The following is a 14,801-nucleotide window of genomic DNA, read 5'->3' on the forward strand; positions in this document are numbered from 1 at the left end:
CGCGGTGGCCCGCCCTCACCCTGCCTCGCGCTCCGGCACCCCGTCGTCGTTGTCCGCCTCGGTGGGCTCGGCGTCCTGGAACGAGCTGGGCAGCAGGCTGAAGGGCAGCACCTTGGCGAGCGCGGCCAGCAGCAGGATTCCGCCGGGCGCCGCGAAGATGGCGAGCGCCGGAATCGCCTTCGCCACGTCGAGCAGCTGCGCGCGCATCCGCTTGCGCTCTTCACTCGACAGCTTCTGACGCCGCGCCGCCTTGGTCAGCAGCACCGCCAGGTCGCCCGTCTCACGGACCTCCTGCATGAGCCGGTGGAAGTTCTTCTCCAGCGTCTCCTGCATGCCGGACACCATGTCCTCGCCCATGGCGCCCGCCGCGTCCGTCACCGTGAAGACATCCACGATGGAGCGATGGCGGGCATAGAACTCGGCCATCTCCAGCTCCAGCCGGTGCAGCTCCGCGGCGGGCACATGCAGCGCGTCCGCCAGCTCGCCGATGAAGACGCGCTCGCGCCGCGTGCGCCGGCCGTCCACCAGTGCGGCCAGCAGCGTCTGCTCCAGCAGGAAGTGCCGCATGTCCACGCTGCGCACCTGCCGCACCACGTCCCGCACGGAGCGCCGCCGCTCGAAGGACTGCTTCACCGCGGCCTTCAGCTCCGACTCCATGGCGTCCGGCAGCTCGAGGTTCTCCACCTGCTTGAGAATCGCCCGGCGCGCGGGCGCCCCCGGCAGGCGGTCCACGCACGCCAGCCCCGTCAGCACGTCCACCAGCAGCGCCTTCTGCTTCGCCGCGAAGTCCAGCCGCCGCTGCGCCCGCTCGCGCAGGAACCGCCCGCTGGAGAAGTACTCGATGGCCTGCCGGCAGAACAGCTGCGCGTCCGCATACTGCGCGCCGTTGTGCAGCACCAGCCCGTACACCGGGTCTCCCGCCAGCGTGGGCTCGCGCTTGCGCAGCGCGGCCTCCACCTTGCCCACCAGCCGCTTGGGGACTTCCCCTCCAGCCGTCAGGCGCTTGCCCAGCGCATCCGCCAGGTCCAGCTCCCCGGTGAGCACCGCGAACAGCAGCAGGAGCTGCTCCCGGCGACGCCCCTCCGGCGCGCCCACCAGGTACGCCAGGTCCAGCGCCAGCCGCGTCAGTGTCTTCACCACCGCGCGGAAGAGCTGCTCCTCCAGCGCCCGCGCCTCGAACTCCGAGGGAGGCTCCACGTCCGTCGGCGTGGGCGGGTCCGCCGGGGTGCCATACAGCAGCCCGCTGGCGCGCAGCGTGCGGCGCAGGTACGCCCGGGCGCGCGCGCGGCCGGAGTCCATCAGCACGTCGGACGGCTGCAGCGAGGGCTCGCTCGCGGAGGCAATCGTCTCGTCCAGCAGGGGAACCAGCCACCCCGCCTTGCTGAAGTCCAGCACCGGAACACCCCCGGACCCGCCGCCGGCGCGTCCGGAGCAGTGGTGGAGCCATGTAACCCAGCCACGCCGCGGTTTCCACCCGACCTCCGGGCGGGCGCTCCTCCCCGGGTCAGCGGCACCACAACCGGCGCTTCTACCCGCCGTCCGGGCCCGCCGACCTGGGGAAAAGGACTACAGGGAGGTCGCCTTTCCAACCTCCAGGTCCATGACGCGGGCCGTGCTGCGCGTCTTCTTCAGCTCACCGCGCAGTGCGTCGGGCGTGCCCTGGAGCAGCGGGAAGGTGCCGTAGTGCATGGGGACGACCGTCTTGGCGTTCAGCATCCGCACCGCCTGGGCCGCCTCCGCCGGGCCCATGGTGAAGTGCCCGCCGATGGGCAGCATCACCACGGAGGGCTTGAACTGGGTGCCGATGAGCGACATGGACTCGAAGGCCCCGGTGTCGCCCGCGTGGTACAGCGTGGGGCCGTTGGCGACGGCCACCACGAAGCCCAGCGGCGCGCCCGCGTACTGGGCAGGCGACTTGGGATCCGCGGCGTAGCTGCTGGAGTGCACCGCCTCCACCAGGTGGATGGTGGCGTCCTTCACCTGGAAGGTGCCGCCCGCGTTGGCGCCCACGGCCTGCGCCTCCGGCAGCCCGAGCAGGTTGACCAGCTCGAAGGAGCCGAACACCTTCGCGCCCGTCTTCTGGGCCAGGGCCTTGGTCTCGCCCACGTGGTCGAAGTGGCCGTGGGTGACGAGGATGGCGTCCAGCGCCTCCGGCTGCGCGGCGCCCTGGGGCGCGCGGGGGTTGGACAGCCACGGGTCGATGGCAATCACCGCCCCGCCCGGGGTGCGCACCACGAAGGCCGCGTGGCCCCACCACGTCACCTCGGTCTTCCCTCGGCCCACCGGCGTCTTCACGCTCGCCGGGGCGTTGCTCCCCTTGGGCGTGGGGGGAGTGCCCTGGGCCGGAGTGCCCTGCGCCGCCGCCGTGCCCGCGAAGGCCAGCATCGCACCCGCGACCACTGCCATGAGCTTCGTCCGCATACCTGTCCGCTCCTCTGCGTGAAGGGATAGAACCGCCGCCGTGGTGCCTGGGGGCACCCCACGGCCGGGTCGCCGCTTTGCATTCCCCGGGCGACCATTCAAGGGCCTGGAGCACCGGCTGCTCCGGGGCGGACAGATGCCCGGACGGGCGGCACGGCTCAAGCTCGATTCGACCGTCGACCCGAGGGGCACGCGGGCGGTCGACAGAGTGCGACGGACGCCCTGAGGTTCCTCCCCGCCCGGGGCGGCCCGTGCGCTAACGTCCCCGGCCATCCGTGGACCACCGATTCCAAGTCAGCCTCCGTGGGGTCATCGACCTCCTGTCGCACCACCTGTACAGCTCGCCGGGGGTCTACGTCCGCGAGCTGCTCCAGAACGCCACGGACGCCATCCGCGCGCGCCAGCTGCTGGAGCCCGGCCACGCCGGCACCGTGCGGCTGGAGCTGATGGAGAAGCAGGACGGCAGCCCGCCCACCCTCCTCTTCAGCGACGATGGGGTGGGGCTGACGGAGGAGGAGATCCACCGCTTCCTGGCCACCATCGGCGAGTCCTCCAAGCGCGAGGCCCTGGCCGACCGGCGCAACGACTTCATCGGCCAGTTCGGCATCGGCCTGCTGTCGTGCTTCATGGTGTGCGACGAGCTGCTGGTGGTGACGCGCTCGGCGCGCGGGGACGGGCGCACCCTGGAGTGGCGCGGCCGGCATGACGGCACGTACGCCGTGCGGGAGTCCGAGCACCCGCTCGAGCGCCCGGGCACCCAGGTCTTCCTGATGGCGCGCGCGGACGTGCTGGAGTGGTTCTCCGCCGAGCGCCTGCGCCACCTGGCCCGGCACTACGGCGGCCTGCTCCCCTTCCCCATCCAGCTCACCGCGGGCGGGCGCACCGAGCGCCTCAACCCGGACGGCCCGCCCTGGCGCCGCGAGTACGACAGCGCGACGGAGCGGCGCTCGGCCATGCTGGCCTACGGGCGCGAGGTGTTCGGCACCGACTTCATCGACTACATCCCCCTGCGCTCGACGGCGGGGGACGTGGACGGGGTGGCCTTCGTGCTGCCGGCCTCGCCGCACTTCAACGCGCGGCAGAAGCACCGGGTGTACCTCAAGCACATGCTGCTGTCGGAGAGCGCGGAGAACCTGCTCCCCGAGTGGGCCTTCTTCGTGAAGTGCGTGGTGAACGCCAACGCGCTGCGGCCCACCGCCAGCCGCGAGTCCTTCTACGAGGACGAGTCCCTGGCGCTGGCCCGCGAGGCGCTGGGACAGGGCCTGCGCACGTACCTGGTGGAGCTGGCGCAGGAGGACCCGCGCGCGCTGCAGCGGCTGATTGCGCTGCACGGGCTGAGCGTGAAGGCGCTGGCGCTGGACGACGACGACTTCTACCGGCTGGTCATCAACTGGCTGCCCTTCGAGACGTCGCTCGGGGTGATGACGCTGGCGGACTACCGGCGCGCGCACGAGGTGGTGCGCTACACGCCCTCGCTGGACGGCTTCCGGCAGGTGGCGCGGGTGGCGGGGGCGCAGGGGCTGTGCGTCATCAACGCGGCGTACACGCATGACACGGCGCTCCTGGAGAAGCTGCCGCACGTGGTGCCGGACGCGCAGGTGAAGGCCTTCACCGCGGCGGACCTGCCGCAGAGCTTCGAGGAGCTGACGCTGGACGAGCGCGAGGCCGTCTTCCCGCTGCTGCGCATGGCGGAGCGGGTGCTGGCGCCGTTCCGCTGCGGCGTGGTGGTGAAGAAGTTCTTCCCGGCGGAGGTGCCCACGCTCTACAGCTCGGACGAGGAGGGCGCCTTCCGCCGCGACGCCGAGCGGGCGCGCGACGAGTCCGACGACCTCTATGCCGGGGTGATGGAGGGGCTCATGGCGGCGGCGGGCGCGGAGCGCGCGCAGCTGTGCTTCAACCTGCACAACCCGGTGGTGCGGCGGCTGGCGGCGGTGGCGGACCGGGAGGTGCTGAAGCTGTCGGTGGAGATGCTCTACGTGCAGGCGCTGCTGCTGGGACACCACCCGCTGAACGCGCAGGAGATGGCGCTGCTGAACCAGGGCCTGCTGGGGCTCATCTCCGCGCAGCTCGGCGACGGGGGCGAGGGCGGCGGCGACGGGGGCGGTGGCTCCAGGGGGTTCCACTGATGTCCGGCGACTGGCGCGAGCAGGCGCAGGGACTGTGGGAGCGCGCCGACGGGCTGGAGGCGGGCGAGGGCAAGGTGCGCCTCCTGGAGGAGGCGGTGCGGCTGGCGGACGCGCACGCGGACACGGGCCTGGGGTACATGCTGCGCGACGCGCTCATCGACGCGGCGACCTTCGGCGGCTTTCCGGACAAGGCGCTGGTGGCCTTCGCGTGGTGCCGGGGGCAGCAGAAGAAGGACCCGAAGCGCTTCGACCCGGAGGGGATGTTCTGGAAGCAGAAGTGGGTGGTGGGGCGCATCAAGGAGTTCCCGCACATCACCCGGAAGCAGATCGTGGACGCGCTGGATGACGTGGAGCAGTGCTTCCGGACGGCGGACGCGGGCCGGCGCGCGGTGCTGAAGATGCGCTACCAGGCGGCGCGGGACATGGGCGACGACGCCGAGGCCGAGCGCCTGTGGGCCGCGTGGCTGCAGGCACCAAGGGACCACCTCACGGACTGCCGCGTGTGCGAGCTGGACGACGAACTGGACCACCACGTGGACAAGGGCGAGTGGGAGCAGGCGCTGCTGAAGGCGCGGCCGATACTCGAAGGCCGGCAGGCCTGCGCGGAGATTCCGCACCTGACGTTCGGCACGCTGCTGTATCCGCTGTTCAAGCTGGGCGAGCTGGCGCAGGCGCGGGACATCCACCGGCGGGGCTACGCGATGGTGGCGAAGAACCGCGAGTTCCTGGCCACGGTGGGCGAGCACCTGGAGTTCCTGGCGCTGACGGACAACCTGTCGCGCGGGCTGACGCTGCTGGAGAAGCACCTGGGCTGGGCGTTGGACCACCCGAGCCACCGGGACAGGTTCGCCTTCTACGCGTCGGCGGCATTCCTCCTGGAGCGGGTGCAGGTGGAGGGCGGCCGGGACGTGGTGAGCCTGCGGCTGACGAAGGCGTTTCCCGAGTACCGCGCGGACTGCGGCTACGAGGTGAAGGCGCTGCACGCGTGGGTACACGGGCAGGCGACGGACATCGCCGGCCGGTTCGACGCGCGCAACGGGACAGACCGCTTCACCCGGCTGCTGGCGCGCAACCGGGTGCTCGCGGACGAGGTCCGGCCATTCGCCCTGGACTGACGCCAGGGCGAACGACGGGCCTCACTCAGTCGGCCAGGCAGACCCAGTTGTTATGGGGGATGGCCTGGCAGAAACAGTAGCCCGGGGTGCCGTTGGCGAAGGTACAGCCAATCTCCCGGTCCGGATTGCAGGCCTTGCCCTGGTAGTACTCACAAGTCCTGGCGGCGGAGGCAGAGGTCTCCTCCTGGACCGGAGCGCCGCTCTCGGCGCCCTCCGGAAGCTCTCCTCCGCCACATCCCACTCCGACGACCGAGACGAACGCTGCGAGCGCGAGAACACGTAGAACCATGATGGGAAACCCCGTTGCTGTTGTACTCAGGTGAGTAGAGCAGCGCGCACGGGGCTCTGGTCAAGATTTCCCTGGTTCTCTCGATATTCTGTTCAACGTCCAACCCGTGGGCGTCAGCGCTTGAGCTTGCTGAAGGGGTTGTTGAAAGGCTCCGGGCCCTTCTTGTCCCCGGGGCTCGAAGCGGGCCTGCCACCCGAGGCGCTCTGGCCTGACGACGGTCTGCCGCCCGGAGGCCGCGAGTCCTGCCGGGGCCCACCGCCGCCGCGCTCCGTCATCCGCCCCGGCCCCGTGGCCCCGCCCACCGCGGGCCGGCCCGAGGGCTGCGGCGCCCCACCCTCCTGCACCGCGCGCACGGACAGCGCCAGCCGCTTGCGCGCCAGGTCCACGGTGAGCACGCGCACCGTCAGCCGGTCGCCCACCTTCACCACCTCGGAGGGGTCCTTCACGAACTTCGTGGAGATTTGAGACACGTGGACCAGGCCGTCCTGGTGCACGCCCACGTCCACGAAGGCGCCGAACGCGGTGACGTTCGTCACCACGCCCTGGAGCACCATGCCCTCCTTCACGTCCTCCAGCGAGCGCAGGTCATCGCGTAGCTGCGGCGCCGTGAAGTCGCCACGCGGGTCTCTGCTGGGCTTCTCCAGCTCCGACAGGATGTCCTTCAACGTCAGCTCGCCCAGGTCCGGGCCCAGGTAGCGCTTCGCATCAATCTTGCGCACCAGCTCCGCGTTGCCGACCAGGGCGCTGACCTGCACGCCCAGGTCCTTCGCCATGCGCTCCACGACGTCATAGCGCTCCGGGTGCACCGCGCTGGCGTCCAGCGGCTCCTTGCCGCGCACCCGCAGGAAGCCCGCCGCCTGCTCGAACGTCTTCGGTCCCAGCCCGCTCACCTTCAGCAGCTCACGGCGCGTGGTGAAGCGCCCCTTCGCCGCCCGGTGCGCCACCAGCTTCTTCGCCAGCGACGGCCCCACGCCGGACACATGCTCCAGCAGCTGCGGCGACGCGGTGTTCACATCCACGCCCACCGCGTTCACACACGAGTCCACCACCTCGCCCAGCTTCTTCTTCAGCAGGCCCTGGTCCACGTCGTGCTGGTACTGGCCCACGCCGATGCTCTTGGGGTCCAGCTTCACCAGCTCCGCCAGCGGGTCCTGCAGCCGCCGGCCGATGGACACCGCGCCTCGCAGGCTCACGTCCAGCTCCGGGAACTCCTCGCGCGCCACCTCCGACGCCGAGTACACCGACGCGCCCTGCTCGCTCACCGACACCACCGGCACCGTCGAGCCCAGCGCCTTCAGCGTGTCCCGCACGAAGACCTCCGCCTCGCGGCTGCCCGTGCCGTTGCCCACCGCAATCAGCTCCGGCTTGTGCTTCTTCAGCACCGCCTCCAGCAGCTTCGCCGCCCGGGCGCGCTCGTCCGCGCTGCGCTCGGTGTAGAGCGTCGCCGTCTCCACCACGCTGCCGGTGACGTCCATCATCGCCAGCTTGGCGCCCGTGCGCAGGCCCGGGTCCAGCGCCAGCACCGCCCGCGCGCCGGCCGGAGGCGCGAGCAGCAGGTGGCGCAGGTTCTCACCGAAGACGCCAATGGCCTGCCGGTCCGCGCGCTCCTTCAGCTCCGCGCGCAGCTCCGACTCCAGCGACGGCCCCATCAGCCGCTCCCACCCGTCCTCCACCGCCGCGCGCAGCTCCGGCGCGAAGAGGGACTGCGGCCGCGTCACCACCCGCCCGGCGAGCAGGGCCTTCACCTCGTCGTCCGGCATGGAGAGCTTCACCTTCAGCACGCCCTCCTCCTCGCCGCGCATCAGCGCCAGCACGCGGTGGGACGGGGCCTGGGACAGCGGCTCCTCGTGGCCGTAGTAGTTCTCGAACTTGGTGGGCTCGCCCTTCTTCGCGGGCACCACGTCCGAGCGCAGCGTGCCCCGCCTCGCGCACACCTCGCGCGCCTCGCGTCGCAGGCCGGCGTCCTCCGCCACGCGCTCCGCGCAGATGTCTCGCGCGCCCGCGAGCGCCGCGTCCAGGTCCGGCACGTCCTTCTCGGGATTCACGTACGGCCGCACCTTCGCGTCCCGGTCGTCTCCGCGCTTTCCGTCCTGCTTCCAGAGCAGGTCCGCCAGCGGCTCCAGCCCGCGCTCCCTGGCGATGGCCGCCCGAGTGCGGCGCTTGGGCTTGTACGGAAGGTACAGGTCCTCCAGCTCGGTGCGCGTCTTCGCGGCCTTCAGCGCCTTGGCCAGCTCCGGCGTCAGCTTCCCCTGCTCCTCGATGGTCCGGAGGATGGTGTCGCGGCGCGAGTCCAGCTCCCCGCGCTCGGCGGCCCGGTCGAGGATGGTCTGGATTTGGACCTCGTCCAGGCCTCCGGTGACTTCCTTGCGATAGCGCGCGATGAAGGGAACTGTCGCCCCCTCCTCCTGCAGCGCGAGGGTCCGGTCCACCTGCTCGGGCCGGAGGCCCAGCTCCTTCGAAAGCTCAGCGGCGTAGGCGTGCATGGCCCGGCTTCTATAACCCGGCCCCCACGGTGCTCCCAGAGACCCGCCGTCCCCGGGGTATCCCGTAGGACAGCACGCCCCATGCCAGGGCCGTCCCACGCCCGCCCGCGCAAGGGCAGACTTTAATCGCGACTTTCGCCGGGATATCCCGTTTACGTCTTGGATTGTATTGCCTTTCATCGAAAGGCCCAGGCACCGCTGTATGCCTTCAACCCTTCTGGAACTTCGCCGCATGAGCGGCGAATGAAGGCGTCATTCCCCCGGGAGTGACGCCAGGAGGCTGCATGAACACATCCCTGGTAGGACCGAAGCACCTGTGGGTGGCGCTGCTCCTCGTGGTGGGGAGCGCATGCGGACCGGACGCGTCGAAGGCGGAGGAGGCCTCACAGGGGCCCGCGGACGAGACGCCGATGATGTCCACCGAGCCCGGCGAGGCCGGAGGCGATGGCGCCGTGAGCGCCATGGCCTGTAACGGCACGGCGGGCGAGTGGCACGGCTGCCGGGGCACCGGCTGCTCCGTCTGCTCCGAGCTGGTGAAGGACTTCCCCTACTACTTCCAGAACCACCCGTCGTGCCAGCGCAACACCATCTGCTACGGCCAGTACTTCCAGTGCAACTCCGCGTGCCCGCCGCCCACCGAGGCGGACCGCACCTACCCCGCGGCCTGCAACGGCACGGCGGGCCAGTGGAACGGCTGTCGCGGCACGGGCTGCTCCGTGTGCGAGGAGCTGGTGAAGGACTACCCCTGCTACTTCACCAACCACCCCGGCTGCGCGGAGAACCCCATCTGCTACGGCCAGTACTTCCAGTGCAACTCCAAGTGCCCGGCGCCCACCCAGGCGGACCGCTGCTACACCCCGCCGCCCCCCGAGTGGTGCGGCAACGGCATCTGCGAGGGCAACGAGCCCGTCACCTGCCCGTTCGACTGCAGCTTCTGCTCCGGCAGCGTCTGCCCCGACGGCTCCTGCTGCCCGTCCTCCGGCGTCTGCTCGGACGGCTCGTTCTGCCCGCTGTAGCGTGAAGTCCCGCTGAAGCCCTGGCGTGGCGGAGCACGAGCCCCTACCCGCTCCGCCGCGCCTCCCACTCGGGACGCAGCAGGCCCCAGAGCTGCTGGCTCCGGCGCTCGCCCAGGAAGGCCAGGTGCGCGCGCAGGGTGCCTTCCCGCGTGAAGCCCAGCTTGCGCGCCACCGCCTGCGACGCCACATTCTCCTCCAGCGTCGTGAGCCACACGCGCTGGAGGAAGGGCAGCGTGAACAGCTGCTCCAGCATCAGCCCCACCGCGCGCGTGCCCAGGCCCCGGCCGTGGTACGCGTCCGACAGCATGTAGCCCAGCTGCGCCCGGCCGTGCGTGCGCGACACGTCGCGCGCCGACACCGTGCCGATGAGCCGGCCTTCGTGCTCCACGAACCAGCGGAAGCCCTTCGCATGCGGCTCCCCCAGCCGGCCCGCCTCGGCGATGCGCCGGAGCAGCTGCTCGCGCGAGTCGTCCTCCGTGTCCACGAAGCGCCGCGCGCCGGGCTCGGCCCGCAGCACCAGCCAGTAGTCCACGTGCTCGGGCCGCGCGGGGACGAGACGCACCTCGGAGGGGCTCATGCTCGGCAGTCTACCCCCCGGAAGACAGGCCGGGTGCTCCCGTGGCCCCGCCAGCCACCGGGTTGGTGCCCCACCTTCGCCCTGCCCTGAAAAGGCCAAGGGCCGCGGCCGGAGAGCACGAGGCTCCCGGCGCGGCCCTCGGGTGACTGTGCCGCCCCGCGACTACAGCGCGGTGATGGCGCCGCCCTTGATGCTGAAGCGCGTGTTGGAGAAGCGCGCGGCCAGCTCGGTGCTCGGGCGCAGCGTGTAGTCCTTGGTGATTTCCGTGCTGGGGATGAGGTGGAAGGAGGCGATGGCCTCGTCCGCCTTCACCTCCATCACCACGAAGCCGTGGCCGTCGCCGTCCGCGAACTTCAGGCCGGGGTTGGCCGCCTGCATCGTCTTCTCCAGCTCCTGGACGATGTAGCGGTGCACCGCCGCGCCCTGGCCGTAGCCGGCGCCCAGCAGCGCCAGGCCCGCCAGCTCCTTGATGGAGCCGGAGGAGATGGCCGGCGCCGTCAGCGCGGGCACGCCCGACTCCACCGACGCGAAGGACGCGTGGATGTCACCGGAGATGAAGATGGTGCTCTGCGCCAGCTGGTTGTCGCGGATGTACTTCAGCAGCTCCTGCTTCTTGGTGGGGAAGCCGTCCCACTGGTCCACGCTGAAGTAGAAGGCCTGGCGCAGGTTGGCCTCCGGGATGTCCGTCTTGTCCGCCAGGTTGAACACCATGGACGTCAGCGACACGGAGGACACCACCACCTTCCAGGTGTTGGCCGCCTTCACCGTGTTCTGGAACCACGCCTGCTGCTCGGTGCCCAGCGCGTTCTCGCTGGCACCCTGCGTGGCCCGGTACTTGAGACCCGCGTACAGGTCGAACACCGGCTTCACGACGATGTAGCGCGAGCCCTGGATGTTGAAGAGCGCGCTCTTGCCCATGTGCACGTACGCCACGCCGCGCGGCGTCGCCTCGGTGATGGCGATGGCGGGAATCTGCTGGGCCGCTGGCAGCGTGCGGTTGACCGCGGCGATGACCTGGTTGACGTAGAACAGCGACAGGTTGCCGGTGATGGTGGCAGTCGCCTTGGCGCCGGCCTGCTCCTGGGTGAGGCCCGCCCTGACGGCCTCGTTCACATACGCGCCGATGAGCGCGGGCTTGTACGGCGCCAGCGGCGCGGCGTCGATGTTGACGTACGCGAACGTCTCCCCCGCGAAGGCGGCCTGCACCGGCGCCGGCAGGGAGGCGAGCGTCGCCGCGTCGATGACCACCGTGCCCGGGTAGGCGTCCTCGGGGATGATGTGGTCCGGGCGGTGGGTGCGGTAGTCCGCCACCATCAGCTTCAGGTGCTTGCCGAAGTCGAAGTCCCGGTACACCTTCGTCGGCTGGCCCATCACCGCGTTGATGTCGATGGCCCCCTCGGGCGCATTGGTCTGGTCCAGCGGGATGTACTCGAAGAAGGCCTGCTCCGCGTTGCGGCGGCGGTCCACCTGCTGCTCGTTCGCGCGCCCGTCCGTGTACGTGGCGTTGGGGCCCCAGCAGTCGTCGGAGAACTCGTGGTCGTCCCACATGACGATGAACGGGTAGCGCTCGTGGACCTGCTGGATGAGCTTGTCCGAGCGCAGGTTCTTGTAGAGGTCGCGGTAGTTGGACAGCGAGTTGGCGGCGTAGAACCCCGTCAGCCCCACGCCCATGCGCATCGCCTGCTCCGGCTGGCTGAACACCACCGAGCGCTGGCCGTTGGCGGACTGGAAGGACGCGTCGCCCGTCGTCTCGTAGATGTAGTCGCCGAGGAACACGACGAAGTCGAGGTCCTCGTTGATCTGCAGCAGGCGCTGCCACGCGTTGAAGTAGCGGCCGATGTAGTCCTGGCAGCTGGCGAAGGCGAACTTCACCGGAACGTCGTCACCGGCCGCCGGCGCCGTGCGGGTGCGGCCCGTCGCGGTGCTGAACTTCTGGCCGCCCTTCTCGAAGGTGAAGCGGTAGTAGTACGTGGTGCGCGGCGCCAGGCGGGTGACCTTCACCTTGAGGGAGTGGTCATTCGCCGCCAGCGCCGTCACCTGCGTGTTCACCACCGCGCCGCTGAAGTCCTCGTTGGGGGAGACCTCCAGCCGCAGCGCCGTGTTGGCCCCGGGGCTCTCCGGGTCCACCGCGCGCACCCACAGCACCACGCTGTCCGCACGCGGGTCTCCCGACGCCACCGACTGCGGGAAGTACTTCGCGCTTTCGTCCGACGGCCCGACGCCCGACTCGTCCTCGTCCGAGCAACCAACCGCGGTGCTCGCCGCGACGGCGACGACGGCCTGAAGGAAACTGCGACGCTTGAATTTGTCGAACAAGGCAGGACTCCGGCTACGTGGGTTGGGGAAACTGGAGCGCGGAGTCTATGGCGCACGTCTGCCCGTCTGGAAACATCCCGAGCAACCCCCAATTCTCAACGCGGCGTGTCATCCACCAGGGGTATGGGCCGGGGCGGGCGCCGCGGAAAAAGCAGAGGGCCGACCCCGTGCTGGCGGTCGGCCCTCCTGTGATGACTTGCTTCAGCGGACCCGTGAGGGTCCGTGGCCGTCCTACTTCACGGCCTTCACGCGAGCGCGCTTCTCGCTGCCACCCTCGGCCGCGGGCTCCTCGGCGGCGGGCGCGGCGGCGACTGGCGCCTTGTTGATGCCGTACTTCTCGAAGACGCGGGCTTCGATTTCCTTGGCCACCTCGGGGTGCTCCTTGAGGTAGTCCTTGGCGTTCTCCCGGCCCTGGCCGATGCGCTCTCCGTTGAAGGAGAACCAGCTGCCGCTCTTCTCCACGATGTTGTCGTTGGAGGCCAGGTCGATGAGGTCGCCCTCACGGGAGATGCCCGTGCCGTACATGATGTCGAACTCGACCTCCTTGAACGGGGGGGCCACCTTGTTCTTCACGACCTTCACGCGGGTGCGGCTGCCCACCACGTTCTCGCCGTTCTTGATGGCGCCGATGCGGCGGATGTCCAGGCGCTGCGACGCGTAGAACTTCAGCGCGTTGCCGCCCGTCGTCGTCTCGGGGTTGCCGAACATCACGCCAATCTTCATGCGGATCTGGTTGATGAAGATGACGCACGTCTGGCTCTTCGAGATGGTGCCCGTCAGCTTGCGGAGCGCCTGGCTCATGAGGCGGGCCTGCACGCCCATGTGGGCGTCGCCCATCTCGCCCTCGAGCTCGGCCTTGGGCACGAGCGCGGCGACCGAGTCCACCACCAGCACGTCGATGGCGCCCGAGCGCACGAGCATCTCCGCGATTTCGAGGCCCTGCTCACCGGTGTCCGGCTGGCTGAGCAGCAGGTCATCGGTGCGCACGCCCAGCTTGCGGGCGTAGCCCACGTCGAGCGCGTGCTCCGCGTCCACGTAGCCGCAGACGCCGCCGCGCTTCTGGGCCTCGGCGACGATGTGGAGGCACAGCGTCGTCTTGCCGGAGGACTCCGGCCCGAAGATTTCGATGATGCGGCCCTTCGGCACACCACCCACGCCCAGGGCGATGTCCAGGGAGATCGAGCCCGTCGAAATGGCCTGAACGTCGCGCAGCAGCGGCTCGTCCTTGCCGAGCCGCATGATGGAACCCTTGCCGAACTGGCGCTCCACCGCGGACATCGCCAGTTCGATCGCCTTTTCCTTCTCCTGATTTCCGGCCATTTCTCTCAGCTCCTTGTATTGGCGAGCCACCCCGGCTCACCTGAACGCGCTTTTAGTACGCGATGGGTAGACCCTAGTCCACCCCTCTGACATCCGTACTGCATCCTGGTCCTCAGCTCTCGCGGAGGGCAGCCAGGAAGACGGCCACCAGCCCGGCCACCCCCAGCAAGGCGCCCGGGGGGCCGCCCGCCACGAGTGGAAGCAGCAGCCCCAGGACGGAGACGAGGGCGAGCAGACCGAGCCCCAGGCGGTACACCGGGGTCCGGGGCGGGGCAAGCCACAAGGCCATCATCGCCAGCGCCGAGAGACCTACCTGGATGGTGACCAGGCCGTCGGGCCCGCCCGACCGCGTCAGCTCCAGGAAGAGCTGGGTGCCCACCCCTGTCACCAGGACGGCCAGGGGCTGGATGCGCGCCAATGGGCCCTCCTGCCCGGAGGCGCGCAGGTACTCCAGGTCCTCCGGCTCCACCTCCAGGGCATAGGGGAAGCCCAGGGACAGGAGCGCCTCCACCGCCGCGGCCCGACAGGTGCGGCCCTCCGTGCCCACCAGGCCCTCCAGCTTCCCGGACCCCAGCAGCCGGTGGAAGGTGTCCGCCACCTGACGGTCTCCGCCCTCCGCCGCCATCTGCGCCAGCAGGGCGTTCAGCTTCGAGGCCAGTTCCTGGCGCTCCGGCATGGAGGAGGCACGCCGGGCCTGCTCGGTCAGCACCAGCAGCGGCAGCGGCAAATCCAGCTGCGGAGTGGGCTTGCCCGGCAGGGCTCGCCGCTGCCGCGTGCCCAGGTCGGCTCGCGGGGGCAGCGTGTCCTCGGAGTCCGGCCCGGCCGGCGGGGCCTCCCACGCCACCTGCCCGGCCCCGCTCGGAAGCTCCTCCCCTGGAGGCGCCAGGGCCGCCTCGGCGTCGACTCCGGCCCTGTCCGGAACCTCCAGCGCCACGGCCGCGCGCCGGAGCTCCCCGCCTGGGGACTCCACTCCAGGCTCCGGAGGAATCCAGGGCGCCACGTCGGGAAGCAGGACCTCCCGGGCCTCTTCGTCGAGCCGGGGCGTAGGCGGATGTGTGTGGGTCGTCGCGTCCGGCACGGAGGAAACTGTAGCCACGGGGCAGGCCCGGGTTCAAAGCGAACGGCCCCGCAACTTCCA

11 protein-coding genes are annotated in these 14,801 nt (G+C 70.5%); 3 read left to right on the plus strand and 8 right to left on the minus strand.

Annotated elements, in window-relative coordinates:
• Positions 1 to 15: 15 nt before the first annotated feature.
• Together LXT23_RS16535 and LXT23_RS16540 are read right to left on the minus strand one after the other, a co-directional pair.
• Positions 16 to 1,395, minus strand: coding sequence for an LETM1 domain-containing protein (locus tag LXT23_RS16535; protein ID WP_253981119.1), 1,380 nt, complete (start codon positions 1,393 to 1,395; stop codon positions 16 to 18).
• Between the two features lie 171 nt (positions 1,396 to 1,566).
• On the minus strand, positions 1,567 to 2,421 hold the full coding sequence (locus tag LXT23_RS16540) for a metal-dependent hydrolase (RefSeq protein WP_253981120.1): 855 nt from the start codon (positions 2,419 to 2,421) through the stop codon (positions 1,567 to 1,569).
• 275 nt (positions 2,422 to 2,696) lie between these two features.
• Between LXT23_RS16540 and LXT23_RS16545 the strand changes: the two genes are divergently transcribed.
• A complete protein-coding gene (locus tag LXT23_RS16545; RefSeq protein WP_253981121.1) occupies positions 2,697 to 4,547 on the plus strand; it encodes an HSP90 family protein in 1,851 nt (616 codons plus the stop codon).
• Complete coding sequence (locus LXT23_RS16550) at positions 4,547 to 5,662, plus strand: hypothetical protein (protein WP_253981122.1); 1,116 nt, start codon at positions 4,547 to 4,549, stop codon at positions 5,660 to 5,662. Before LXT23_RS16545 ends, LXT23_RS16550 begins: the two co-directional genes overlap by 1 nt.
• 25 nt (positions 5,663 to 5,687) lie before the next feature.
• Here the strand turns inward: LXT23_RS16550 and LXT23_RS16555 are convergent, their stop codons facing one another.
• Together LXT23_RS16555 and LXT23_RS16560 are read right to left on the minus strand one after the other, a co-directional pair.
• A complete protein-coding gene (locus tag LXT23_RS16555) occupies positions 5,688 to 5,951 on the minus strand; it encodes a hypothetical protein (protein WP_253981123.1) in 264 nt (87 codons plus the stop codon).
• Between the two features lie 113 nt (positions 5,952 to 6,064).
• Complete coding sequence (locus tag LXT23_RS16560) at positions 6,065 to 8,434, minus strand: Tex family protein (protein WP_253981124.1); 2,370 nt, start codon at positions 8,432 to 8,434, stop codon at positions 6,065 to 6,067.
• A 284-nt stretch (positions 8,435 to 8,718) separates the two neighbouring features.
• Here LXT23_RS16560 and LXT23_RS16565 point away from each other — a divergent pair, with 284 nt between their 5' ends.
• Entirely contained in the window at positions 8,719 to 9,450 is a 732-nt protein-coding gene (locus tag LXT23_RS16565; RefSeq protein ID WP_253981125.1) for a hypothetical protein, read from the plus strand.
• Between the two features lie 43 nt (positions 9,451 to 9,493).
• On the opposite strand, the gene LXT23_RS16570 is transcribed toward LXT23_RS16565, so the two are convergent.
• The 4 genes from LXT23_RS16570 to LXT23_RS16585 all read right to left on the minus strand — a co-directional run bounded on the left by LXT23_RS16570 (position 9,494) and on the right by LXT23_RS16585 (position 14,759).
• Complete coding sequence (locus LXT23_RS16570; RefSeq protein WP_253981126.1) at positions 9,494 to 10,027, minus strand: GNAT family N-acetyltransferase; 534 nt, start codon at positions 10,025 to 10,027, stop codon at positions 9,494 to 9,496.
• Between the two features lie 162 nt (positions 10,028 to 10,189).
• Positions 10,190 to 12,343 (minus strand): alkaline phosphatase D family protein, encoded by a 2,154-nt coding sequence (locus LXT23_RS16575; protein ID WP_253981127.1) that lies wholly within the window; start codon positions 12,341 to 12,343, stop codon positions 10,190 to 10,192.
• Positions 12,344 to 12,574: 231 nt separating this feature from the next.
• Positions 12,575 to 13,663 carry a recombinase RecA gene (gene recA / locus LXT23_RS16580; protein ID WP_253981128.1) on the minus strand — a complete coding sequence of 363 codons (1,089 nt, stop codon included), beginning with the start codon at positions 13,661 to 13,663 and terminating at the stop codon, positions 12,575 to 12,577.
• Positions 13,664 to 13,775: 112 nt separating this feature from the next.
• The gene (locus LXT23_RS16585) at positions 13,776 to 14,759 is read right to left on the minus strand and encodes a hypothetical protein (RefSeq protein WP_407692887.1); all 984 of its coding nucleotides are present in this window, start codon (positions 14,757 to 14,759) and stop codon (positions 13,776 to 13,778) included.
• Positions 14,760 to 14,801: the final 42 nt, after the last annotated feature.

The organism is Pyxidicoccus xibeiensis (assembly GCF_024198175.1).
In the GTDB taxonomy this organism is placed as follows: domain Bacteria; phylum Myxococcota; class Myxococcia; order Myxococcales; family Myxococcaceae; genus Myxococcus; species Myxococcus xibeiensis.

What these genes read in the sequence shown, in the direction of transcription:
- LXT23_RS16540 (WP_253981120.1), bottom strand. Translation starts at nt 2,421, where the DNA reads ATGCGGACGAAGCTCATGGCAGTGGTCGCGGGTGCGATGCTGGCCTTC.
- LXT23_RS16550 (WP_253981122.1), top strand. Translation starts at nt 4,547, where the DNA reads ATGTCCGGCGACTGGCGCGAGCAGGCGCAGGGACTGTGGGAGCGCGCC.
- LXT23_RS16555 (WP_253981123.1), bottom strand. Translation starts at nt 5,951, where the DNA reads ATGGTTCTACGTGTTCTCGCGCTCGCAGCGTTCGTCTCGGTCGTCGGA.
- LXT23_RS16560 (WP_253981124.1), bottom strand. Translation starts at nt 8,434, where the DNA reads ATGCACGCCTACGCCGCTGAGCTTTCGAAGGAGCTGGGCCTCCGGCCC.
- LXT23_RS16565 (WP_253981125.1), top strand. Translation starts at nt 8,719, where the DNA reads ATGAACACATCCCTGGTAGGACCGAAGCACCTGTGGGTGGCGCTGCTC.
- LXT23_RS16570 (WP_253981126.1), bottom strand. Translation starts at nt 10,027, where the DNA reads ATGAGCCCCTCCGAGGTGCGTCTCGTCCCCGCGCGGCCCGAGCACGTG.
- recA (WP_253981128.1), bottom strand. Translation starts at nt 13,663, where the DNA reads ATGGCCGGAAATCAGGAGAAGGAAAAGGCGATCGAACTGGCGATGTCC.